The 23124-nt window shown below is 36.8% G+C and carries 17 protein-coding genes; 8 read left to right on the top strand and 9 right to left on the bottom strand.

Features of this window, described 5'->3' with window-relative positions; all coding sequences use genetic code 11:
* Positions 1–25 precede the first annotated feature (25 nt).
* From GI584_RS22965 to GI584_RS22955, 3 genes are all read left to right on the top strand, one after another.
* The gene (locus tag GI584_RS22965; RefSeq protein WP_194842078.1) at positions 26–886 is read left to right on the top strand and encodes a carbohydrate ABC transporter permease; all 861 of its coding nucleotides are present in this window, start codon (positions 26–28) and stop codon (positions 884–886) included.
* A gap of 1 nt (position 887) precedes the next feature.
* Positions 888–1706, top strand: coding sequence for a carbohydrate ABC transporter permease (locus GI584_RS22960; RefSeq protein ID WP_153792765.1), 819 nt, complete (start codon positions 888–890; stop codon positions 1704–1706).
* Positions 1707–1798: 92 nt separating this feature from the next.
* Positions 1799–3481, top strand: coding sequence for a glycoside hydrolase family 13 protein (locus GI584_RS22955; RefSeq protein ID WP_153792764.1), 1683 nt, complete (start codon positions 1799–1801; stop codon positions 3479–3481).
* Between the two features lie 173 nt (positions 3482–3654).
* Here GI584_RS22955 and GI584_RS22950 read toward each other — a convergent pair whose 3' ends face one another.
* Entirely contained in the window at positions 3655–5094 is a 1440-nt protein-coding gene (locus GI584_RS22950; protein ID WP_153792763.1) for a carbon starvation CstA family protein, read from the bottom strand.
* 289 nt (positions 5095–5383) lie between these two features.
* Here GI584_RS22950 and GI584_RS22945 point away from each other — a divergent pair, with 289 nt between their 5' ends.
* Positions 5384–6574, top strand: coding sequence for an MFS transporter (locus GI584_RS22945; protein ID WP_153792762.1), 1191 nt, complete (start codon positions 5384–5386; stop codon positions 6572–6574).
* Between the two features lie 91 nt (positions 6575–6665).
* The gene (locus GI584_RS22940; protein ID WP_100358561.1) at positions 6666–7610 is read left to right on the top strand and encodes an NADP-dependent oxidoreductase; all 945 of its coding nucleotides are present in this window, start codon (positions 6666–6668) and stop codon (positions 7608–7610) included.
* A gap of 50 nt (positions 7611–7660) precedes the next feature.
* Here GI584_RS22940 and GI584_RS22935 read toward each other — a convergent pair whose 3' ends face one another.
* The 4 genes from GI584_RS22935 to GI584_RS22920 all read right to left on the bottom strand — a co-directional run bounded on the left by GI584_RS22935 (position 7661) and on the right by GI584_RS22920 (position 11669).
* Positions 7661–8341: a DUF421 domain-containing protein gene (locus GI584_RS22935; RefSeq protein WP_153792761.1), complete on the bottom strand. Its 681-nt coding sequence runs from the start codon at positions 8339–8341 to the stop codon at positions 7661–7663.
* A 262-nt stretch (positions 8342–8603) separates the two neighbouring features.
* Positions 8604–9704: a M24 family metallopeptidase gene (locus tag GI584_RS22930; RefSeq protein ID WP_153792760.1), complete on the bottom strand. Its 1101-nt coding sequence runs from the start codon at positions 9702–9704 to the stop codon at positions 8604–8606.
* A gap of 14 nt (positions 9705–9718) precedes the next feature.
* Positions 9719–11116, bottom strand: a complete 1398-nt coding sequence (locus tag GI584_RS22925) for a sodium:solute symporter family protein (RefSeq protein ID WP_153793053.1) — start codon at positions 11114–11116, stop codon at positions 9719–9721.
* Between the two features lie 196 nt (positions 11117–11312).
* On the bottom strand, positions 11313–11669 hold the full coding sequence (locus GI584_RS22920; RefSeq protein ID WP_153792759.1) for a DoxX family protein: 357 nt from the start codon (positions 11667–11669) through the stop codon (positions 11313–11315).
* Positions 11670–11940: 271 nt separating this feature from the next.
* On the opposite strand from GI584_RS22920, the gene GI584_RS22915 reads away from it, so the two are divergent.
* Positions 11941–12657 (top strand): sulfite exporter TauE/SafE family protein, encoded by a 717-nt coding sequence (locus GI584_RS22915; protein WP_153792758.1) that lies wholly within the window; start codon positions 11941–11943, stop codon positions 12655–12657.
* 113 nt (positions 12658–12770) lie between these two features.
* On the opposite strand, the gene GI584_RS22910 is transcribed toward GI584_RS22915, so the two are convergent.
* Positions 12771–13421, bottom strand: a complete 651-nt coding sequence (locus GI584_RS22910; protein ID WP_153792757.1) for an SDR family oxidoreductase — start codon at positions 13419–13421, stop codon at positions 12771–12773.
* 375 nt (positions 13422–13796) lie between these two features.
* Between GI584_RS22910 and GI584_RS22905 the strand changes: the two genes are divergently transcribed.
* Positions 13797–15317 (top strand): malate:quinone oxidoreductase, encoded by a 1521-nt coding sequence (locus GI584_RS22905; protein WP_153792756.1) that lies wholly within the window; start codon positions 13797–13799, stop codon positions 15315–15317.
* Between the two features lie 68 nt (positions 15318–15385).
* Here GI584_RS22905 and GI584_RS22900 read toward each other — a convergent pair whose 3' ends face one another.
* Together GI584_RS22900 and GI584_RS22895 are read right to left on the bottom strand one after the other, a co-directional pair.
* Positions 15386–16987, bottom strand: coding sequence for a glycoside hydrolase (locus GI584_RS22900; RefSeq protein ID WP_153792755.1), 1602 nt, complete (start codon positions 16985–16987; stop codon positions 15386–15388).
* 404 nt (positions 16988–17391) lie between these two features.
* A complete protein-coding gene (locus tag GI584_RS22895; RefSeq protein WP_153792754.1) occupies positions 17392–21564 on the bottom strand; it encodes an endo-1,4-beta-xylanase in 4173 nt (1390 codons plus the stop codon).
* Positions 21565–22189: 625 nt separating this feature from the next.
* Between GI584_RS22895 and GI584_RS22890 the strand changes: the two genes are divergently transcribed.
* Positions 22190–22933, top strand: a complete 744-nt coding sequence (locus tag GI584_RS22890) for a response regulator transcription factor (protein ID WP_100358571.1) — start codon at positions 22190–22192, stop codon at positions 22931–22933.
* Here the strand turns inward: GI584_RS22890 and GI584_RS23895 are convergent.
* Positions 22930–23073 (bottom strand): hypothetical protein, encoded by a 144-nt coding sequence (locus GI584_RS23895; protein WP_194842077.1) that lies wholly within the window; start codon positions 23071–23073, stop codon positions 22930–22932. The genes GI584_RS22890 and GI584_RS23895 overlap by 4 nt on opposite strands.
* Between the last annotated feature and the right edge of the window lie 51 nt (positions 23074–23124).

Below are 23124 nucleotides of genomic sequence, written 5' to 3'. Positions count from 1 at the left end.
ACTTATTTTAAAGGGAGAGATCATCATGGTGAAAAAAAAGTATACCTATCTATTAATGGTTATTCCTGCATTTGTCATCTTTTTCACCTTTCACACCTATCCGGCATTACAAGGAATATTTTATAGTTTTACTGACTATAAAGGATATGGGAATTGGGATTTTGTAGGATTTAAAAACTATTTAAATGTATTTCAGGATGATCGTGCTTTAAGCGCCTATGGTTTTACTTTTCAATTTGCTATAACTGCAACGATTCTTGTAAATATTATTAGTTTATTGGTGGCATTAGGGCTTAATGCAAATATTAAGTTCCGAAAAACATTACGTGCAACCTATTTCTTACCATTTATATTAAGTGTTTTAATTGTTGGCTATATTTTTAAGTTTATGTTTACACACTTGTTACCTGACTTTGGTAAAGCACTTGGGATTGAATTTCTATCATCGAATATATTAGGAAACCCTGACTTAGCATGGATAGGTATTGTGCTTCTAGCAGTATGGCAGTCTGCAGCGTTTAACACACTATTATATTTAGCAGGACTGTCAACGATCGAGAATGAGTTATATGAAGCAGCAGATATTGATGGTGCTGGATCATGGAAAAAGTTTTGGAAAATAACTTTTCCACTTATTGCGCCATTTTTCACGATTAACATGGTTGTTGCAATGAAAAACTTTTTGATGGCATTTGATCAAATCGTTGCATTGACTGGTGGTGGGCCAGGTCAAGCAACAGAGTCTATTTCTTTATTAATCTATCGCGGTGGTTTCGAGGGTGGAGAATTTGCCTACCAATCAGCTAACGCAGTTGTTTACTTTATTGTAATCGTAGTAATTTCTCTTATCCAATTACGTGTACTAGAACGAAGAGAGGTGAAGTAATATGACGGGGAAAAAGAATTGGAAAGTGACGACGTTGTTAATTCTTGGCTCACTATTTATTTTCTTTCCATTATATTTAACGATAACGATAGCATTTAAAACGCCGCAAGAAATGTCGGGTAACTTATTAGCGTTACCGGAATCTTGGTCGATATCAAACTTCCTTACCGCTATTGAGATGACCAATTTCTTTAGAGCATTAGGAAACAGTGTTTTAGTAACAGTTATAACAGTCGTTTTAGTGTTGCTAACGCATTCACTTGTGGCTTATGCAATTGCTAGAAATATGCATAAAAAGTTTTATAAGTTTCTATATTTCTATTTTATTAGTGCTATGTTTATCCCATTTCCAATCATTATGTTACCAATTGTAAAACAAACAAGCATGTGGGGAATGGATAACTTAATCGGGCTTGCCTTTTTAAATGTGGTTATGCAGTTAGCCTTTAATGTATTTGTTTACGTTGGTTTTCTTAAATCGATTCCAGTGCAATTAGAGGAAGCTGCCATTATTGATGGAGCAAGTACATGGCAGGTATTCTGGAAAATTATTTTCCCGATTATGAAACCAATGCACGCAACGATTGCGATTTTAACCGCTTTGTTTGCTTGGAATGACTTTATGTTACCACTTGTTATTTTAAGTGATTCGAGTCAATATACATTACCGTTAGTGCAATATGCATTCCAAGGCCAGTTTAGTACGGATTATAACTTAGCTTTTGCATCTTATTTAATGGCGATGTTACCAATGATTATTATCTATATCTTTGCACAGAAATGGATTATCGGTGGTGTGATGAGAGGGTCACTTAAATAATAAATAGCATTTAATTTAGATAAAAAAAGAAATCTTTTTAAGATGGTAGCAGGAAAAAATAAACGAATGCTACCAAATGGGGGGGAATCTGTATGAAACAAGCATGGTGGAAAGAAAGTGTTGTCTATCAAATCTATCCTCGAAGTTTCAATGACAGTAATGGAGACGGGATTGGAGATATTCAAGGAATTATCGAAAAATTAGATTACTTAAAAAATCTAGGAGTTGACGTTATTTGGTTATCACCAGTCTACAAGTCGCCAAATGATGACAATGGCTATGATATTTCTGATTATCAAGCGATCATGGATGAATTCGGTACAATAAAAGACTGGGAAAATTTATTAGATGAAATGCATAACCGTGACATGAAATTAATCATGGACCTTGTGGTTAACCATTCTTCTGATGAACATCACTGGTTTCAAGAATCAAAGAAATCAAAGGATAACCCATATCGTGATTATTATATTTGGCGCCCTGGTAAAGATGGGAAAGAGCCGAATAACTGGGAATCGGCTTTTAGTGGTTCAGCATGGGCGTATAATGAGGCAACAGATGAATATTATTTACACTTATTTAGCAAAAAACAACCTGATTTAAACTGGGAAAATCCAAAACTTCGTCAAGAAATTTATGACATGATGAAATGGTGGTTAGATAAAGGTATTGACGGTTTCCGTATGGATGTAATCAACTTTATCTCGAAAGTACCTAGTTTGCCTGATGTACCAAACCCTGAAGGAAAAAAATATGTTGGTGGTGGCGAATACTATATGAACGGACCACGTATTCATGAGTTTTTAAACGAGATGAATCAAGAGGTTCTTTCACATTATGATGTGATGACAGTAGGAGAAATGCCTGGTGTAGATGTAGAAGAAGCAAAAAAATACACCGATCCTGAGCGTGAAGAATTACAAATGGTATTCCAGTTTGAACATATGGATTTAGACTCAGGTCCAAATGGTAAATGGGATCTAAAACCACTAAAATTGACGGATTTAAAGGAAAATATTACGAAGTGGCAAACTGGGTTATATGGTGTTGGCTGGAATAGCTTATACTTAAATAACCATGACCAACCGCGAATTGTTTCGCGTTTTGGTAATGATGAAGAATACCGTGTGGAATCAGCCAAAATGTTAGGAACCTTCTTGCATATGTTACAAGGCACTCCGTATATTTACCAGGGTGAAGAAATTGGGATGACGAATGTTCAATTTGACTCGATAGATGACTATAAAGATATAGAAATCTTAAATATGTATAAAGAAAAAGTAGTTGAGGGTATTGAGGATCGTGACAAAGTAATGGAATCTATAAATGTAAAAGGAAGGGATAATGCAAGAACACCTTTTCAATGGAATGATTCTAAGCATGGAGGATTTACTGATGGTGAGCCATGGATTAAGGTGAATAGTAATTATACAACTGTTAATGCAGAGCAAGCTATTAACGATAAGAACTCTATATTTCATTATTATCGTCAGTTGATTCAACTCAGAAAAAGTCATCCGATTATTGTTTATGGAGACTATCAATTGATTTTACCAGATCATGATAAGATTTATGCTTATCTTCGTAACTATGAAGATGAAAAATTATTAGTTGTGACTAACTTTAGTGACCAATATGTAAAATTTGAATTACCTAGAGATGTTTCGTTTGAAGCTAAAGAAAAACTAATCAGTAATTATGATATTCCGGAAACAGATACTCTTACTCTCTTTAGCTTGCAACCATATGAAGCAAGAGTGTATAAAGGTGAATAAGTAGTGACTTGTAATAGGATATGGAACAACATCCTTATTAAAAGTATTGTAGAAATAATTCAGGTCACATTCAAAGCCCGTTTTTAAACTACAGCATAATCCCCCAATTCCTTTTTATATGGAATTAGGGGATTATGCATTTTCTTTGAATAGAAAGTGATATTCATAATTAGTTATGCAGCGTTTTGCAAATCTGCTTCAATCCTCTCAGCTTTATTTTGGTTCGCCTTCCTGAAGAACCAAACTGCAAAAATCATGGTTAGGATGATGCCACCGATATGAGAAATTGGAAGTGGCAGATTAAAACCGATCGGTGCATTTAAAATATAGACCAACACCATGTCGGTAATGAACAATGCTGGAACGAGCGATATCCAATAGTTTTTACCTTTCAACAGCAGGTACATGGTAGCAATCCATAGAGCAAGTGCAGCGGTTGATTGGTTTGCCCACGAGAAATACCGCCATAACATGTTAAAGTCGATTTGCGTTAAAATAATGGATACGGCAAATAAAGGCACTGCAATGACTAAACGATTCATTACTTTCTTTTGACTTAATTTTATATAATCTGCAATAACAGAGCGTGCGGCACGGAAAGCGGTGTCACCTGATGTGATTGGAAGTACAATAACACCTAATACGGCAATAGTACCGCCTATTGCACCAAGCAGAGTTGTCGATGCTTCATTTACGACTGCAGAGGCTGTTCCAGCATTAATAAGCTCATTCAATTCTTGCCCGTAGAACAGGCTCATGGAGGCGGCTGCCCAAATCATAGCAATAATTCCTTCAGCAACCATCATTCCATAGAAAATATAGCGCCCCTGTGACTCTTTTTGTACTGTACGGGAAATAAGCGGGGACTGCGTCGCATGAAATCCTGACAATGCACCACACGTAATCGTTAAAAATAGCATGGGGAATATGGCCAGGCTTTCCGGGTGCATGTTTTCAAATGACAATTCTGGAATAGCGGAACCGTTTCCAGATGTGAACATTGCAATACCAATCCCAACTGTCCCTATTAACAAGATAGCGCCAAGGACAGGATAGATGTTTCCAATAATCTTATCAATTGGCAGCATCGTTGATAATACAAAATACAGAAAGATAACACCTAAAATAATCCATAATGCTACATGACCATCTAGTAAAATATGAAGCAATGATCCAGATGTGGTAGTAAATACTGTTCCGACTAGAAGGAGGAGCAGTAGTGCAAAGGCATTTACCAGGTGCCGGGGAAATTTTCCTAAAAACTTCCCAGCAAGTTCTGGTATATGCGCCCCTTTGTTGCGAATCGATATCATGCCAGTCAAATAATCATGAACAGCCCCAGCAAAAATGGAACCAAATACAATCCAAATAAACGCTGCCGGACCGAATAGGGCACCCATAATCGGGCCATAAATCGGACCTGTTCCAGCAATATTAAGTAATTGAATCATGGCATTCTTTTGTTTTTTCATCGGAACAAAATCAACACCATCCTGATTGACAATAGCAGGTGTTTTACGTGAATGATCTACTCCGAAGGTTTTTTCCACAAATTTACCGTACGTAAAATAGGCAACAATTAATAACCCGATACCAATGAAAAAGGTTATCATGTTTTTCTCCCCCCTATGCAAATCTGTTTTGTGTAAACGCTGACAAAAGGAATTATATATTATTCAGCGGAAAAGTACAATCAAATTTTCATCAAATGATGATGAGAGCTTCATACACAAATAAATGTTGAAATTGACACAATATTTCGAATTAATCCATTTGCATGCATAATATTTCCCCTATGTCAATAATAGGCGTATCATATTATTTAGAGAGACGAAATAAATAGAAGAAGAAGGGGTTATTATTTCAAATAAAGAGCAGCTTGCAAAGCGTAATCTGTCTATCATGTGGTTTGCGAACTTCTTTATTGCAGCGAGTATGACGATGGTGATCCCATTTCTTTCTTTATATATTGGAACATTAGGCAATTATACCGATGGCTATGTGCAAAAATGGTCTGGTTGGGTATTTGCCATAACATTTTTGATTGCATTCATTGTATCACCAATATGGGGAAGATTTGGTGATAAACATGGTCGTAAGATATTTTTAGTCTTAGCAGCTTTTGGTTTAGGAATCAGTGTGTTACTAATGGGCTTTGTGACAAATGTCCCACAGCTTTTTATTTTACGCATGTTTATGGGGTTTTTCACTGGTTTTATTTCTATGTCACAAGCATTTATTTCCACACAAACACCAAAGCACATTGCTGGTAAAGTGCTGGGAACATTACAAACAGGAAATGTAACTGGGAGTTTATTAGGGCCATTGTTTGGTGGGATATTAGCGGATACGATTGGTTATGCCGCAACTTTTCAATTGACATCCGTTACTCTTTTTATTGCTGCTTGTTTTGTAGTATTCGGAGCGAAAGAGGTCAAATTAGACACACCGAAGACGGAAAGCACAAGCTATTCATCTGTAGAAGTGCTCAAACATATTATCAGTAAGCCAGTACTTGTAATGGTCATGGTTGTATCGATGTTTGTTCAGGTGGCAAACTTTAGTATTCAGCCGATTTTATCTTTATATGTTGATGAAATACATGGAGCTAATAGCATTGCTTTCTTTTCAGGACTTGCATTTTCAGCGGCAGGCCTTGGAAATCTTTTCATGTCAAGGAATTGGGGTAAATTAGGAGATCGGATTGGTTATGAAAAGGTCTTAATAGTACTGTTGATTTTGTCTGCCGTATTTTTCATACCAGGAGCATTAGTCGATAATATTTGGCAACTAGTTATCGTTCGATTTTTATTAGGAATGGCAATAGGTGGTGTAATCCCGATCAGAACCGCTTATATCCGCCAAGTAACACCATTAAATATTCAAGGTGAAGTGTTAGGTTATAATACGAGTGTTCGCTTTTTAGGTAACATTATTGGTCCTGTGATTGGTGGTTGGATTGCTGGCTTGTATACCATTTCTACTGTTTTCTATTTTAGTAGTTTACTGTTATTAGCTAGTGGATTAGCACTATTATATACGGTTAAGCATGAAACGAAAGAAAGTATGAAACGCTATCCAGCACATTCATAGAATCAAAATATTTTTCATGGTCATACTATAAGTGTTACTATATCCATCTCAGACTGAATGACTCTGAACAATATAAAAGGGGTGAATCATCATGGAAACAAGAGCCGTGATTATTAATAAATATGGCAGTAAGGATGTACTAGAAGAAGGTAAAGTTACTTTACCGGAACTTGGGGAGCATCAGGTATTAGTACGTGAAAAAGCAACTTCGATTAACCCGATTGACTGGAAACTTCGTGAAGGATATTTACAGCAAATGTTTGATTGGGAATTTCCGATTATTCTCGGTTGGGATGTTGCGGGAGTTATCGAAGCAGTTGGATCAGCTGTGAAGGACTGGCAAGAAGGCGATGAAGTATTTGCTCGTCCAGAAACAACACGCTTTGGGACTTATGCGGAATATACCATTGTCGACGATCATTTATTAGCCAAAAAACCGGCCAATATTTCCTTTGAGGAAGCTGCAGCAGTACCGTTGGCGGGGTTGACAGCCTATCAAGGTTTGTTTGATCATGGACATCTAAAAGAAGGCGAGAAAGTGTTAGTTCATGCTGGTGCTGGTGGAGTCGGAACATATGCAATTCAATTAGCTAAAGAAGCAGGTGCGTATGTATATACGACAGCAAGTGAAAAGAATCATGAACTACTTCGCTCACTTGGTGCAGATGAAGTGATTGATTATCGTACCACTGATTTTAGAGATGTAGTACAAGATATTGATCTTGTACTAGATACAATGGGTGGTGAAGTACAACTTAATAGCTTCGATGTCCTTAAAGAAAATAGTGGGAGACTTATTTCTGTTTTAGGAGAACCAGATCAGGAAAAAGCGAAAGAAAAAAATGTTGAGGTCAAGGGAATATGGCTTCAACCAGAAGGTAAACAACTAAGTAAATTAGCTGATTTACTACAAGCGAAAAAAATGAAAAGTATTGTCGGTAGCACATTCCCTTTAACACAGCAAGGCGTTTATGATGCACACGCTCTAAGCGAAACCCATCATGCTGTTGGGAAGATTGTGATTACGATGGATTAATAGGAATAAGCTCTATCATAAATAGTACAGCAGTGGTTTGTAAATTTCATTTAAGTTTTGAATGGAACAACAAATAAACCATCGTTTTCTAACCATTCAGCAAAAAGCACGTCTTCCATTTTACTTATGTTATGGGCTATTAACTGGTTCTTTAACCATGGCTCGTCTTTGTTTATTTCTTTTAAATGATCCTGAATAATTTCGCCATCTTTAATTATTGTTATGGGAAGATAAACAGGTTGCGGTGGCATATTGAAGTCTTGTTGAGTAGTTTTTTGATATTGTGCTTTTTTTAATACACTGATAGAGCCATTAGGTTCTATCAGTGCAAATGCTACTTCACGTATGGAAAAGATTTCGCTTTGGCGAAGTAAACTTTGTAATTGATTAAGATTCATCCGACTTTTCTTTAACTCGTCAAAGTCAATTTGACCATCTCGAATAACGGTGGCAGGCTTCCCTTCGAACTTTCCTCTATATAAAAGAGATTTCTGAGCAATGTATTCTACTAAAAACAATAAACATCCCCATATTAGTAAAGTAAAGAAGATATAGCTAATGGGGATCTTCTCTTCATAAATGGCATTTCCCAACAATTCACTTAAGACAACAGCTGATATAAAATGAAATGGAGTAAATTGGTCTATTAATTTCGATCCTATAATTCTGACTAACAGAAAAAGTAAAAAGAAACCTGTCACTAATTTTATCAATATTTGGATTAATTCCACTGCTTATTCCTCCTGATAACCCTTATAACCTATAAAATTTCTACACTATTATTCTTTCCAAAATTTAATTGATAAATTCATATAATTAGAAGTGATTTTTCCAAATTGCATTAGAGAATCATTACTGTAGGAGGAATATTCTGGGGGGTTATTGGGATAAAAATGGGGCTACCATCTAAAAAAATAATTAATACCCATATAAACAACTGACAAGTTCCTTATATGGGTATTTTCACTTCACTTAGAGCGCAAAAGCCTTAAATTATTCTATTATTTGTAGTTCTTTGGGGAATTTGGTCAATGTTTCATAACCATCCATTGTAACAAGTACATCATCTTCTATTCTTACACCACCGATTCCCGGAAGGTAAATCCCTGGTTCAATCGTGTAGACCATACCTTCTGTTATGATTCCATCATTTAGATGACTCATGGAAGGGAATTCATGGACGTTGATTCCCATGCCATGCCCAATCCGATGTGGGAAGTAGTCACCATATCCTGCTTCCGTGATAATATTTCGAGCAACTTTGTCTAAATCACCTATACGATTACCTGGTTTACTTTTTTCTAAGGAAGCTTGTTCTGCTTTTAATACGGTTTGATACATGTCTTTTTGTTTGTCTGTGACTGATTTAAATGCTACGGTTCTCGTGATATCTGAGCAATAGCCATCCATGACAACTCCTAAATCAAATAGAACCATATCACCAGCATTTAACATTCGATCGCCTGGATTTCCGTGTGGGTCTCCAGATTTTTCACCAAATAGTACCATGGTCGAAAAGGACATTTCACGAATTCCCTTTTTTTTCAGTTCAAATTCAATTGTTGCTAATACTTCCATTTCGCTAATGCCTTCTTCGAGTGCATCGATTCCTACTTGAACGCCATAATCAGCCATGTTTGCAGCGCGACGAATGATGCTAATTTCCTCATTATCTTTCACAACACGCATGGCATTTAATTTTTCTTCTACAGAAATTACTTTTGCTTCAGGGAAGAAAGATAGAAATTCCTCACTTCGTCTATAAGTGAGAACGTCTTTTTCAATAGCAACTGCTTCTGCTTTTTCTAGCTGCTTTTTTTGTATTATAGCTTCAATGAATTTCCATGGATTTTCGTGATCAGAATATCCGATAATCTCGTATTCCCAACCTGCATTTTTTAATTGCCCCACTTCCATTGCAGGTAGGATAAACACTGGTTGTGCTTGTTTAAACAGGAAGATCCCCATCAAACGTTCATGTGGATCTGTATAAAAATTTGATAAATAAAAGACATTTTCGGTTGAATTTAAGAAAGCTACTTCAATATTTTTCTCATTCATCCATTCCGTTACTTTTGTTAATCGTTCTTGCAAGTTAAACACCCCTATCAAGAATTATGCTTCGTTTCCTTTTGAGTTGCTAAGGTTACAACAATTAATACAATGAACGCAGCAGGAACTGAAATAACGACACTGTTTAATTCAAATGGTTTACCAAGGATAATTTCCCATACTAATGTTGTTACAACACCAACAACCATGGAAGAAATACCACCGATTGCATTGACGCGTTTCCAGAAAAACACAGCCAAAATTGCTGGTGTTATACCTGCACCATAAACTGTATAAGCATACATTTGGACTTCTAACACCGTTGGGAAAAAGCTAATCAATAAATAGGAAAATGCACCAAGGATTACGATAAACACTTTTGTCATACCTAATTGTTTTTCATCTGACGCATGTCTATTAATATATTTTCCATATATATCATACGTCATATTCGTAGCTGCGGAAAGCAAATAGGAGTTCCCTGTTGTAATGATAAAAGCAGCGGCTGCAGCAAGTAAAACTCCTCCAATTGCTATAGGCATTGCAAGGGTTGTCGCCATTAATGCCATCCCTGGATCTATATCAGGGAATAAAGAACGAGATGCAAATGCAATTAGTGAGATGGCTGGTGAAATAATTAGCATAATGAGAAGCCAACCTATTTGCGCCTTTCTTGATGAAGCATCTCCTTTTGATGATGCTAACCGTTGATACATGTTTTGGTCACCAAGTAAAAGGAATAAGGAAGGTAGTAGGTAGCCAATCAGCTGGATGTTTGTTAGTCCTCCCGTTGCAGTTAGATGAGAATCCGGGACATTTTCAACGATGGAATCCCAACCACCGGCAATTGCGAAAATCATTGGTACGGTGATCACTAAACCACCAACCATTAAAAATCCACTTAATGCATCTGTTTGAGAAACAGATTTTAGACCACCAATCATCGCAAGAAATATGATTAAAACCGCAGCAATGATCGTACCGAGTTCTACGCTCATTCCTGTTGTAAGATTGAGAATAAATCCGAAACCTTTCATTTGATAAGAAACGATACCCACGTACGCTAACAGAACAATGACACTGGCAAGATTGCGAGCAGAGACACCATATTTTTCTTCAAGAATTCCTGAAATCGTATATTTTCCAAATGCTCTGATCTTAGGTGCTGCTATGTAAAGTGTAAGAATACCGATTAAAGTTGGTATCATTAACATGAGGGAAGGGATAATACCAAAGCTATAAGCAACAGACGTTTCTCCACCTGATATGCTTCCGCTTCCAGTCCAGGTAGCCAGCAAGGTACCCATCAATACAAAAGGCCCTAAGCTTTTTCCTGCTAGAATAAAGTCTGTACTATTCGACACTTTCTTTGACATATAAATTCCTAGCCCGATCATTATTACAGCATAAATCCCGATAAACCATAATAATTGGGGGTTTGCTTGAAGTTCCATTAGATTAACAACTCCTGTATCTTGAAAGATGGTTTCTATGTATTGTGCATATATTACCATTAAATTATTTATATATTAAAATAAATGATAAAAATGCCGCTATAATCAATTTATTGATCATAGCGGATTATAACTTAGTAACCTTCTATACAACTGAAAGAATCCTTCCTTGATGGGGAACATAGTTGATTAATCGTTAGTTTTTCCAAAGAATATAAAGAAGAAAAAACATAACAATATCTAATCTCGCTTCAAATGCAAATTCCAGTAGCCCAGCTTGTAGTACAGGCACTTTCGTAAGGATAATTGCAGCTACTATTATTACTAATAATGGAATAGTCGCCTTCTTCACATAGTAATTAAAAACGACTAGTAAACCACATATCAATTCTGTAATCCCTACAATTAATACTGTAGCATGAGGATATGGTATACCATAATTAGAAAATGCACCTGTAAAATCTACAACTACTAATTTCATAAGAGCAGAAGCTATAAAAACATAGCCAACTAGATACCGAATGAGCTGATAGGATGAAATATTCTTTAGCATAAAAAGCCTCCTTAGCCATTGATAGTCTATATATATGCATTAATGGAGACAAGCTATGCAAAAAAATATTTTTAGGGCAACTTATCAGGAGTCATGAGTCATGATCAGACTTTAGTATAGCAAGACAGTGGTTCGTCAAATGATACCATTTAACAACCATAGGTCATGATCTAATGTGTTACAATATGCTATTATTTATTATTAAGGACTATAGCACTGATTTAATTAAAATCTTTTTATTAGGTTCTTGAGTACAGAAAGCAGGTTGTCTATGGACACAATTCTATTCTTTGTAATTATAATAGTAGCCTCCATCCTTCAAACGAGTACAGGGTTCGGCTTTTCCATTTTGGCTACTCCCTTTCTTCTTTTGGTATTTGAACCGAGGGAAGCAATACAAATAAATCTGTTGTTATCACTTGTTATTTCTGGTGCTCTAATAACTAAGATTTTAAAGGATGTTGATTTCAAGATCTTACGGAGATTTATATTTGGGAGTGTCGTAGGTCTGCCGATAGGAATCTTTGCATTTCTACTAATAGATATAATCAAGCTTAAATTAGGAATTAGCATTATTATCTTGCTATTAACAATAATGCTTATACTAAGATTTCGAATCAAACAGAATAAAAAAAGAGATTGGATTGTCGGTGGATTATCAGGTTCTTTAACAACAAGTATCGGAATGCCCGGTCCGCCATTATTGTTATACTTTTCTGGAACAGATACTCAAAAGGAAAAGTTACGGGGCACAACACTGGCATTTTATTTATTCATCTATTTATTTAGTTTAATAACCCAAGTCACTTTTGCAGGAACAAGTAAAACAGTCTGGGTTTCTAGTGGAGTTGCTTTACCATTAGTACTAATAGGTCTGTATTTGGGACAAATACTTTTTAAATGGATTAACCAAAATGTTTTTCGGGTAGTTACATATATCATCTTGTTGTTTACAGGAATATATTTGCTTATGGAGAGTTTGGGTTAAATGTAATGATAGTGTGAAATGACCATAAAAAGCTTTGTGGGTAAAATGGTAAAATAAAGAGATCCATTTCGCCATTCAGAGAAATGGATCTCTCTTTATATGATCAACTATTTTTAGATCGATTTGATCGCTTCTTCAACAGCTGTATTACCTGTTACAACCTGAAATCTCTTGCCAATCGTAGAATCATTGTTCAAACTAGCTACGATCACCCTTGCAATGTCTTCTCGTGGCACTTGGCCTCTTTCCACTTTTTCAGCTAGTTCTACTTGATTTTTGCCTGGATCATTGGTTAGTCCGCCAGGGTGAATGATTGTATAATCTAAATCAGTTGATGTTAGCCATTCATCTGCATAATGCTTCGCAACCACATATGGTGCAAAGCCTTCTGGAGCAGATTGGATTGCTTCGCGACTTGTATCGAATGAACTGATCATTACATATCGCTTCACATTAGCTTGTTTTGCAGCTTCAATTGTTTTTACAGCGCCATCGAGATCGATCATAAGGGTTTTGTCTTTGCCTGTTTTTGGTCCAGATCCTGCTGTGAATACAATCGCATCTACATCTTCTGCAGCCTTAGCGATTGTATCAATGTCATCTTCAAGATCTACCACAGCAACCTCTGCCCCTAAATCTTCAAAATAAGCGGCTTGTTCTTTTTTTCGAATCATTGCTTTTGCATCTAGATTATCTTCATCTTGGATGAATTTGACAAGATGTTTTCCTATCTGGCCATTCGCACCTACAACTAATACTTTCATTTGCTTCACCCTTTCCAATTTTCTATATTTACCATTTTAAAGGTTAAAGGAAGAAAAGTTAAATTTTTGGTTTCCAATTCAAAAGATACTTCTAGTTGGGACAGGATCATTAAATTCCTTCTATATAAATATGTGTTGTTACAATAGAATTAACCGGATCTACTTCCTAGCCTCTTGTGACATTATTCTTGCTTTTTTTCCAACCCTAAATAGTTTATAATTATTAGTAGATATTCAATTAATTATAATAGACTATAAATGGTTATAATGGAGGAAGAAAAGGTTTGTTCCTGGATAATACCTTACTTTTTGTTATACCAAAGCAGGAAAGCCTACTCTTTTTTTGCAGATAAGGGAATAAGAAAGGAAGGTTTTATGAGCAGCATACAGAAAAAATCAGATGTTATCTTAATTGGTGCCGGAGTGATGAGTGCGACTTTGGGATCAATACTGAAAGAATTAGCACCAAGCTGGGATATTACAGTGTTTGAGAAACTCGATAAAGCAGGAGAAGAAAGCTCTAACGAATGGAATAACGCGGGTACAGGTCATGCCGCACTGTGCGAGCTTAACTATACTACAGAAAAAGCTGATGGATCCATCGATACTACCAAAGCTGTAAAAGTTAATGAACAGTTTCAGGTATCAAGACAGTTTTGGTCTTATTTAGTTAACAGCAATCTGATTGGTAATCCACAAGACTTTATCATGCCAATCCCTCATATGAGTTTAGTACAAGGGGAAGAAAATGTGGCATTTTTGAAAAAACGTTTTGAAGCGTTAACAAATATTCCTCTGTTTCAAGATATGCAATATTCCGATGACCCTGAGAAACTGAAGGAATGGATCCCGCTTATTATGGAGGAACGTACACCAGATGAACCGATAGCGGCAACTAAAATCGACTCTGGAACGGATGTAAACTTTGGTGCTTTAACACGCAAATTGTTCGACCACCTAGAGGAGACAGACGTAGAAATAAATTACAAGCATAGTGTAGAGGATATTAAACGAACCAGTGATGGCTCCTGGGAAGTAAAAGTGCATGATATTGATAACGGCAAAATAGAATATCATACTGCAAAGTTCCTCTTTATCGGTGGTGGGGGCGGAAGTCTGCCTTTACTACAGAAAACCGGTATACCAGAGTCTAAAAATATAGGTGGATTCCCGGTAAGCGGCCTATTTATGGTATGTAACAATCCTGAAATTATAGAGCAGCATCATGGAAAAGTATACGGTAAAGCTAAGGTTGGTGCTCCGCCAATGTCTGTTCCGCATCTTGATACCAGATTTATCGATAATAAAAAATCATTATTATTTGGACCGTTTGCTGGTTTCTCACCAAAATTCTTAAAAACGGGTTCCAATTTTGATTTACTTGGTTCGGTCAAACCCAATAATGTTTTAACCATGTTATCGGCAGGGGCCAAAGAGCTGGGATTGACGAAATATCTGATTCAGCAAGTGTTGTCATCGAAGGAACAGCGCATGGAAGAATTACGTGAATTTATTCCGAATGCAAAAAGTGAAGATTGGGATATAGTCGTAGCTGGTCAACGTGTACAAGTTATTAAAGACACAGACACTGGTGGTAAAGGGACACTTCAATTTGGTACAGAAGTTGTTAGTGCTGCTGATGGCTCGATAGCCGCATTACTTGGTGCTTCTCCAGGTGCTTCCACCGCAGTACCAGTTATGCTTGAAATATTGGAGAGATGTTTCCCACAACATATTAAAGAATGGGAACCGAAAATAAAAGAAATGGTTCCATCTTATGGTGTGTTGCTAGCGGAAAACCCTGAAATGTTCCGGGAAATTCATACTGCAACAGAAGAGACACTGGGACTAACCGTCAATGGACCGATTAATAGTGCAAAATCAAAAAGTAGTTAATAAAAATATTTTGAATGCCGGTTTACTTATTGATAAACCGGCATTTTCCTTTGGTGCATTTATTTAAATTATTGAGCAACTAATGTAACGATCGAGTTAGATGGAACATTAAACGTTTTATGTTGTGGGAATAAGTTTTTTTGTTCCAGATCATAGTTTTCAGATGTTACATATGGTTTAAATTGAATAGCTTCCTTGTTTCCTGGTAGGTTATCTACATTGACATTTACTGATTTTGTTTCATCACTATGATTTACAAGTACAATAGAGAGCTGGTCATCATCTTCTTGATAATAAGCAGAGCCCATTAAGCCATCCTTATCATTTGCACCTTGAAGGTCAACTCTATGTGCGCCTGGTCTAACGAAACGGCTGTAGTTACCTAAAGCCCATAATAACTTAGATTCGATGATTGATTCTTCATCACCCTGCTCAGCATAATCTGTATAGATCAAACCGTCCTTGTAATCATACGGAGACAGCGCTAACCACCATTGCCATGCGGAAGCTTGTGTTTCCACCATGTCATAATGAATGAGTCGGGCAACATCTAGTGCAGTCTCCATGGATAAGTCTCTACCATGCCCGTGATCTCCCAAAATACAGTATTCGGACATCCATATTTTTGCGTTCTCATCATATCGATCCATATTCTCCCGTACAGATTCTCTTAATGGAATTAGACGATCTTTACCAGAATAATGATCTGACCAATAGGCATGTGCACTAACCTTATTTCCGATCATTTCTTTTATATCATTATCTCCCAAAAATTCCTTTATATATTCTCGATATTTACCTGGATAAGCACCACTAGCATTTCCGCTACTATACCTGCTATCGCTTCCTGTAAATGCTGCATATATATCATCGTCAAGAAGTGAGGTATATTCTACTGCTTCAGGTGCATCGATCTCGGTTTCAATGCCTCGGTTTTCCAGCTCATTATGTAAAGCTGTGATAACCTCTTTCATATCTTCTACATTGTAACGATTTCCTTCTTGCCCCGCATAGTTCCAATCCCATGTAGGCTCATTAATCGGACTAATATAGTTAAATGGCAACTGCTCTTGTTCAAAGTGCTCTAATACATCAGCTAAAAATATGGCGAAATCATCAATATGTTCTTCATCTAAATTTGTGCTGCCAACAGAGGGATCAGGTTGTCCATGTCCATTCTTTGTCATCCAAACGGGTGGACTATTTACAAATGCAATAAATTCCTCAACTCCTCGTTCATTTGCTGCTTGAAGAAACCACTGTTGACCAGCCTGTTTAGACCAATCATAATCCTCATTTTCTCCGGATTTAAAACCTTCTGCTCTTCTAAAACGATCTGTAATGATGTCTTTATCTGTCATTTCACTACCTGCGCCGATATTAAAACGCCACATCGATAAACCAATTCCTTTATCCTGTGAGAATAGTAAATCAGCCACACGGTTTTTGTTTTCTTCAGACCATTCACTGCCAACTGGATCCATGGACCAAGCACCGGAAGCGCCGAATCCATCAATTTCTTGATACTTACTCTCCACGTCGATATTAATTTCTTGGGCACTGCTATTCTTGGCATCTGCTAGGTTGTTTTCTTTTGCATAACTAACTGTTGACCCAAGCAATAGAACACTAAGCGATAGTGCTAAAGTTAGTTTTAATCTCTTATTCATTGTTATTGTATTCTCCCTTCCACAATCTGAATTTTCTCTTGAATCAGGAATGATTTAAATTAGTATTTATCACCACCTTCAAGTGAATAGAAGATATATTGAAAGACTTTTATTGTATTAGAGGTTGGGATAAGGAAGAAATATGAAGTTCGTGAATCCGTTTTCATAAATGTTACCAAAATTGAAAAGTAATATCAACTTTCAATTTTAAGAATAATATATGAAAATGTTCATTTATCAATAGCCTGATTAAAGAGTGTTAGTAAATCTCGAAAGTTGATAGTAAAGCACCTAAGTTGATAATAAAACCCGAATGTAAATAGAAATCACGTTTGATACAATGACAGGAACGAAAATAGAGACTGACGAAATACCGTCAGCCTCTTCATGTGCATTGTTTAAATTTAAACTTTTCTCCTTTTATTAATTAGAAGGAAAGCCGCGCCTACAAGTAGTATAATTAATCCCGCCACTAAATAGTTGAATGTTCTTGTAGCCGTGTCAGGTAATTCATTCTCCTCGTCGACTTGATCTACTTCATCTGCCTCAGGTTCTTCCTTATATTCCTCTTCGTTTTCTATCTCAAATACGGCAAATGTACTGAAGTGATCCGTTTCGGCTGTCACTACCCCATCTTTGTATTCTCCACCGATGAGTACCCATTCCTCTGTATCTGGATTCCAGTAGAACAATTTGACATTGTTAGGATCTTTTATTTGATCCTTATCGACTTTAAATGAAAGGGTAACCTTGGAATCAAACGGACTGATTTCTTCGTCACCTTGGAAAATGGTAAAGTCATAGACTGCGCTTAATGCATCTTCCATATCTTTCATTCTTTTTATTTTCAAATCGACAGCTTGATCTCCATTGGTAAATATGGAGGCAGACAATTGGATACTCACATCTTTCATGTTAATGGTGATGCGAGCATTTTGTTGCTTTAACTGTTTCACTTGATCGCTAGTAAATGAAACAGTTATGGAAGAGTCTTGATTTTTTAGATTGATGACTAATTCGTCTTCTTGTTCTACTTTATTAATGTCGTCATCTTTAATGGTTGCTTGTTTATCTTGCACTATGGGTTCGGTTACGATTTGTTTTGGTTTTTCAGGTTTTGGATCATCTAAACCTGGATCTTTTGGATCTTCCGGTTGAGGCTCTTCTGGTTCAGGTGTTGAGTCTCTTGAATCTTTCAGTGTTAAAATACCAAATACGGATGTATCCTGATAGCTGGATCCTGTTGTATCGTTCCATGTTGCAACACTTTCTCGTGCGCCGTCTTTTGCGTCATTAATTTGTACGTCAAAACCAATCTCTGTATCTTCAGAAGGAGTAATCGTTTTAAAAGGTATCTTTACCTCTACAGTGTAACCATTATCTGAAACATCCGTTGCTGATTCGAATCCGTCAGCAATGCTTTCCGGGTTGAAGGAGGTCTCATTGTTAAAGTTTACTCTATATTGTCCGTCTCCATCTTCATAGAATGATGTCTTTGCATTATTTTCGTCAACAAATACTTCTATGGAATCCTGTTCCCAAGCATTTTCGTTTGTATCGTCAAGATCTGAATCACTTACCTGAATCAAGACATACAGGTTTTCGTCATCCCATAAAGTTTTGGCTGTTCCGTTTGCTCCCTGCCAAGCCATCTGATAGCGATTAACTGGCAACTTTGGTGCATCGCTCCAAACATCATCTATGGCCCCGTCGATTTCTGGAGTTCCAAATGAAGAAGTGGCTTGATTTGCTTCTGTCTCCTCCAGTTCGTGTTCTTCAATAAATGTATCAGGATCGATCACAGCATGGTATGCCGGTTTTGCTTGCAAGTTTTTATCAAACAATAATGGGCTTTGTTCAGCTCTCCAGCTTGTAGCATCATTTAGCCCCCAAAATGTAACGCGTGAGATATCTTCTGCATGTTCTCTGTAAATCTGGAACAATTGTGCATAGAGATAACCTTGGGCATTTGCTTGCTGCTCTGTTAACTCATTGTCGCTACCAGCTGTAATGTCAAGCTCTGTCACACCAACCTCCACACCAAGAGAAATAAACTTCTCCATTGAACGTCTTACATTTTCAGGATTGGTGTTTAAATTGTAGTGTCCCTGCATGCCGACGCCGCCAATGAGCAATTCACCGTCATTTTCTGTTGCATAATTCTCATTTATTTCTTTCACCATCTGGTAAATGGCTTCTGCTTTGTTTTGATTATCATCATTGTAATCATTGTAATATAGCTTGATATCCCAGCCCTTTTCATCAATTACCTCTTTTGCTGCACGGAAAGATTGTTCTACATAGTCCTCGCCAATAGCATGATACCAACCTGATTGACGTAAGGATGCTTTCCAGTCGGATGGATTAGGCGGATTATCAATCATTGCTTCATTGACAACGTCCCAGGAAATCACGTTTGGTCCGAAATGCTCAACAGTTGTTTGAACATGGTTTCTTAAGTTTTCAAGAGCTTCTTCCCGACTTAAAGGTTCACCATTTTCGTCAGAATGTAGCCATTCATCTGATTGTTGGTGCCAAACAAGGACATGACCATGTATTTGTAATCCTTGCTCCAAGGCTTCACCAACAAGTGCATCTTCAGCAGTAAAATCAAATTCTCTGTCATCATTGTATGCATAACCAGGTTTCATCGCATTCTCTGCTGTGACAAGGTTGTGATGCATGTTAAGAAGTTCCATTCTTGTACCTTCAAATTCGGCATTAGAGACTGCATTTCCTATCAAGAAATAGTCTTCATATACATCTTTTATTGGCGTTAGATCTTTTTCGATTTCAACTTCTCCTGAATCAGTAGGTTCAAAAGTTACATCGTCGATATAGAATGAAGCCGTACTGTTATTCGAGCTTTCTATATAAATAGTTAAATATTCGCCACCTACACTACTGTAACGATATGTTCCTTCGAATTGGACCCAGCCGTCCTCTGTACTAATTGTTTTTCCTTGTAGGTTATTGTAATTAGCACTGTCACCTTCACCAACTTGAGTTGAAAGCTGAAGCTGTGAACTATCTGGTGAGATCAGCTTGACCCATGCGGAAATTTTATATTCTTGTCCTTGATCTACATATTGCTCCACACGTAATGATGGTCCATGCCAATTTTCTGCTCTTTCCTCCACTTTTAATGCATAGGAGCCATTTTCTGTATGATTCGCTTCGTCTGTTACTGTAAGAGTTTCCGAATCACCTCTAGCTTCAAAACCACCTGTTGATTGGTCTTCAAAGGTAACGGTGGTGAAATCTTTAGCAGGTGGTCTTTGTTCATCTGGCCCTTCTTCACCATCGTCTTCTGAAGTCACTTCTTCGGTAATATGGATATCCCCGATATAAAATGGAACTGTTGATCCCTCATCATTAGATTGGATTCGTAAAGCTCTGTCTTCGCTTGCGTCGACGGTATATTCTCCAGATAAGGTAAAGGCTTGTCCTGCTACAAAATCAGCAGCTACATATAATCCATTATAGCTTTCTACATTTTGAAGCAAAGCTTGAGCACCTTCTGGTATGGTGGTATTTTCATCTACATAACCAGTGATAGTAATCATATAGGTTTTGCTATCTTCCATATTGACGTCATTGAATGGAATGTCAACACCGTCCCAATTATTGGTTCTCTCGCTTACATGAACTGCTTTTCCATTTTCATTATCTTCAAACACAATATCAGACACTGAATCTAATTGAGCATCACCAGCTGGCGTTGCAACACCTAAACCATCTTCAAAGGTTTCATGATATACGGTTTCCACCTCTGATTGTTCTCCTGATTCCGTTTCTGGTGTAGGGCCATCAATCCACTCCGCAATTTCACCAAGCGTCGTGTCCATTACTACATAATGACGCCCCAGGGTATATTCATCCTCATCAGGATAGCCAACTTTAAATGCATATTGAATACCATTTTCTTCGTTAACCTCTTTTACTACATTATTGTAGCTGCCATAAGGGTATGCCATAAGAATAGGTTCTTGACCTGTAATCTCCATTAGATACGTGTTAGCTTGAGTTATTTCTTCCTCAGCTTGTTCTCTTGTGATGTCACTTCTTATACTTCCATCATTACCCCAAATGTCTTCATCATGTGATTTGGAATGATTTTGCAGACTGACATTTGGATTTTCTGTTAAACTCTTCAGCTGTTCTTCTGACATACTGTAATCACCATCAATCCAGTCAGTGATAACAAATTGAACAGCATGCATGTCATACTTTTCTAAGATAGGTAGCGCATTGGTGATAAAGTCAGGAGTAGCATCATCAAAGGTTAATAGAATCGGATTTTCAGGTGCCGTTTCTGTTCCTTCCATGATACTGACATATTGTTCTGCGGATAATGTGTTATAACCATTGTCTTGGAGATATTTCATTGTTTGTTCAAACTTTTCGATACTGGTATCCGTCCATTCATTGGTAGGATTTTCAACGACGCGGTGATATAGAAGAACCGGGATATCTTCGTTCGTTGCCGCTTCTGCAACCGGTGTAATCCAACCTGATGGAATGACCAAAATTGCTACGAGAAATAATGAAATAATTCTTTTAAAATTCCTGTTCATATTTTCTATTCCTCCATATAAAAGTTTTGTTTCAAAATATAAAACGCTTACAAAAATGTGAATTACCTCCTTTCCACCTATCATTTTAGCTTGTAAAGAGAAAACCTTTAACCACAAAAGTTAAAGGTTATTCTTAAGAAATTAAATATATTTTTAAATTAGGCCTGAAAAATAAAACGAAGGAGACCGTGCTTACAATGTAGACGGTCTCCTCCAAACTAATCTTTTATATTACTTTTGTTAACATCCACAATGATCTTCGGTGTTTCCTTGTTTCGAGACAGGGAAATTCATTTGTTGCCATGCTGCAATACCACCAGTCAATTCTTTTACCTAGTAATCTTTTTCTATTAAAAACTTGGCTACTTTAGCAGCCGTATTGCACTTAACAAAAAAGCAAGTAGTATGTATGTTTAAAGTTAGTTAGTAGAATTATCCTACGAAAATCATGGAAGAATTGGTAATAAATATAATCTTATTGTTGTTCTCGGTAAAACCTTTGGTATACTAATAGAAAAGTACCATTTAAAGGTAGTTTATATTACCCAAAAGTAACGAAAGATATATACAATATTGTGGGAAGAAGAAAATATCAGTGCACTTGTTTAAGAGGGGAGGAATAAATGTGGCTAGCGAAAAGATTTTAATAGTCGATGATGACGCGGATATGCGTACCATACTGGAATTATATATGAAAGAGAACGGCTACCAAGTGTTATCTGCTGCAGATGGGTTAGAAGCGCTGGCAAGGGTGGAGCAGGAAGCACCGGATTTAATCATTTTAGACGTGATGATGCCTAAATTAGACGGATATGAGCTCTGCCAGGAAATAAAAAAAATAATAGATATACCTATTATTTTCCTTAGCTCCAAACAAGATGATATGGATAAAATTTTAGGATTGGGTGTTGGTGGAGATGACTTTATTGAAAAAACTACTAGTTCACCAGTATTAATGGCTAAAATAAAGGCACATTTACGTAGGTATCGGAAATTGTCCCATCCAAACAAACAAAATGAAACCTCTGAGGAAAAATCAAATATAATTGAATACCCTGGTCTAGTGCTTAATCTTGACAGTGCTGTTGTGAAATTAAATAACCAAACATTACATTTATCAGCAAAGGAGTTTCAAATCTTATGTTTGTTAGCGCAAAATCCAGAAAGAATCTTTAGTGTAGAGAAATTGTTTGAGTTAATCTGGGACGAAAATAGTTTAGGAGATTATCGGACAGTGATGGTACATATCAGCAATTTAAGAAAAAAATTAGAAACAAATACTAATCCATTTAAATATATTGAAACGGTGCGCGGGATTGGTTATAAATTTAATCGAATCGAACAACACCATGATGTTAAATCGCCTTAATCAGATAACTTCTTCTCTCTTAAGAATTGCTTCACTTGCTGTACAGTAAATCCTTTTTGTTTTGCGAAAGTTAGTAAGATCAACCATTCCTTATCTACTTCCTGATTATTCTGATGATTTTGTTTCTTTGCATCTAGCATATGAATTCCCCCTTTTTGGCTCGTCATCCAAAGTATAAGGTGCGAGTTTAA

The sequence above is a fragment of the Gracilibacillus salitolerans genome, assembly GCF_009650095.1.
Classification (GTDB): domain Bacteria; phylum Bacillota; class Bacilli; order Bacillales; family Amphibacillaceae; genus Gracilibacillus; species Gracilibacillus salitolerans.
This window is presented reverse-complemented; position numbering and strand designations above follow the sequence as displayed.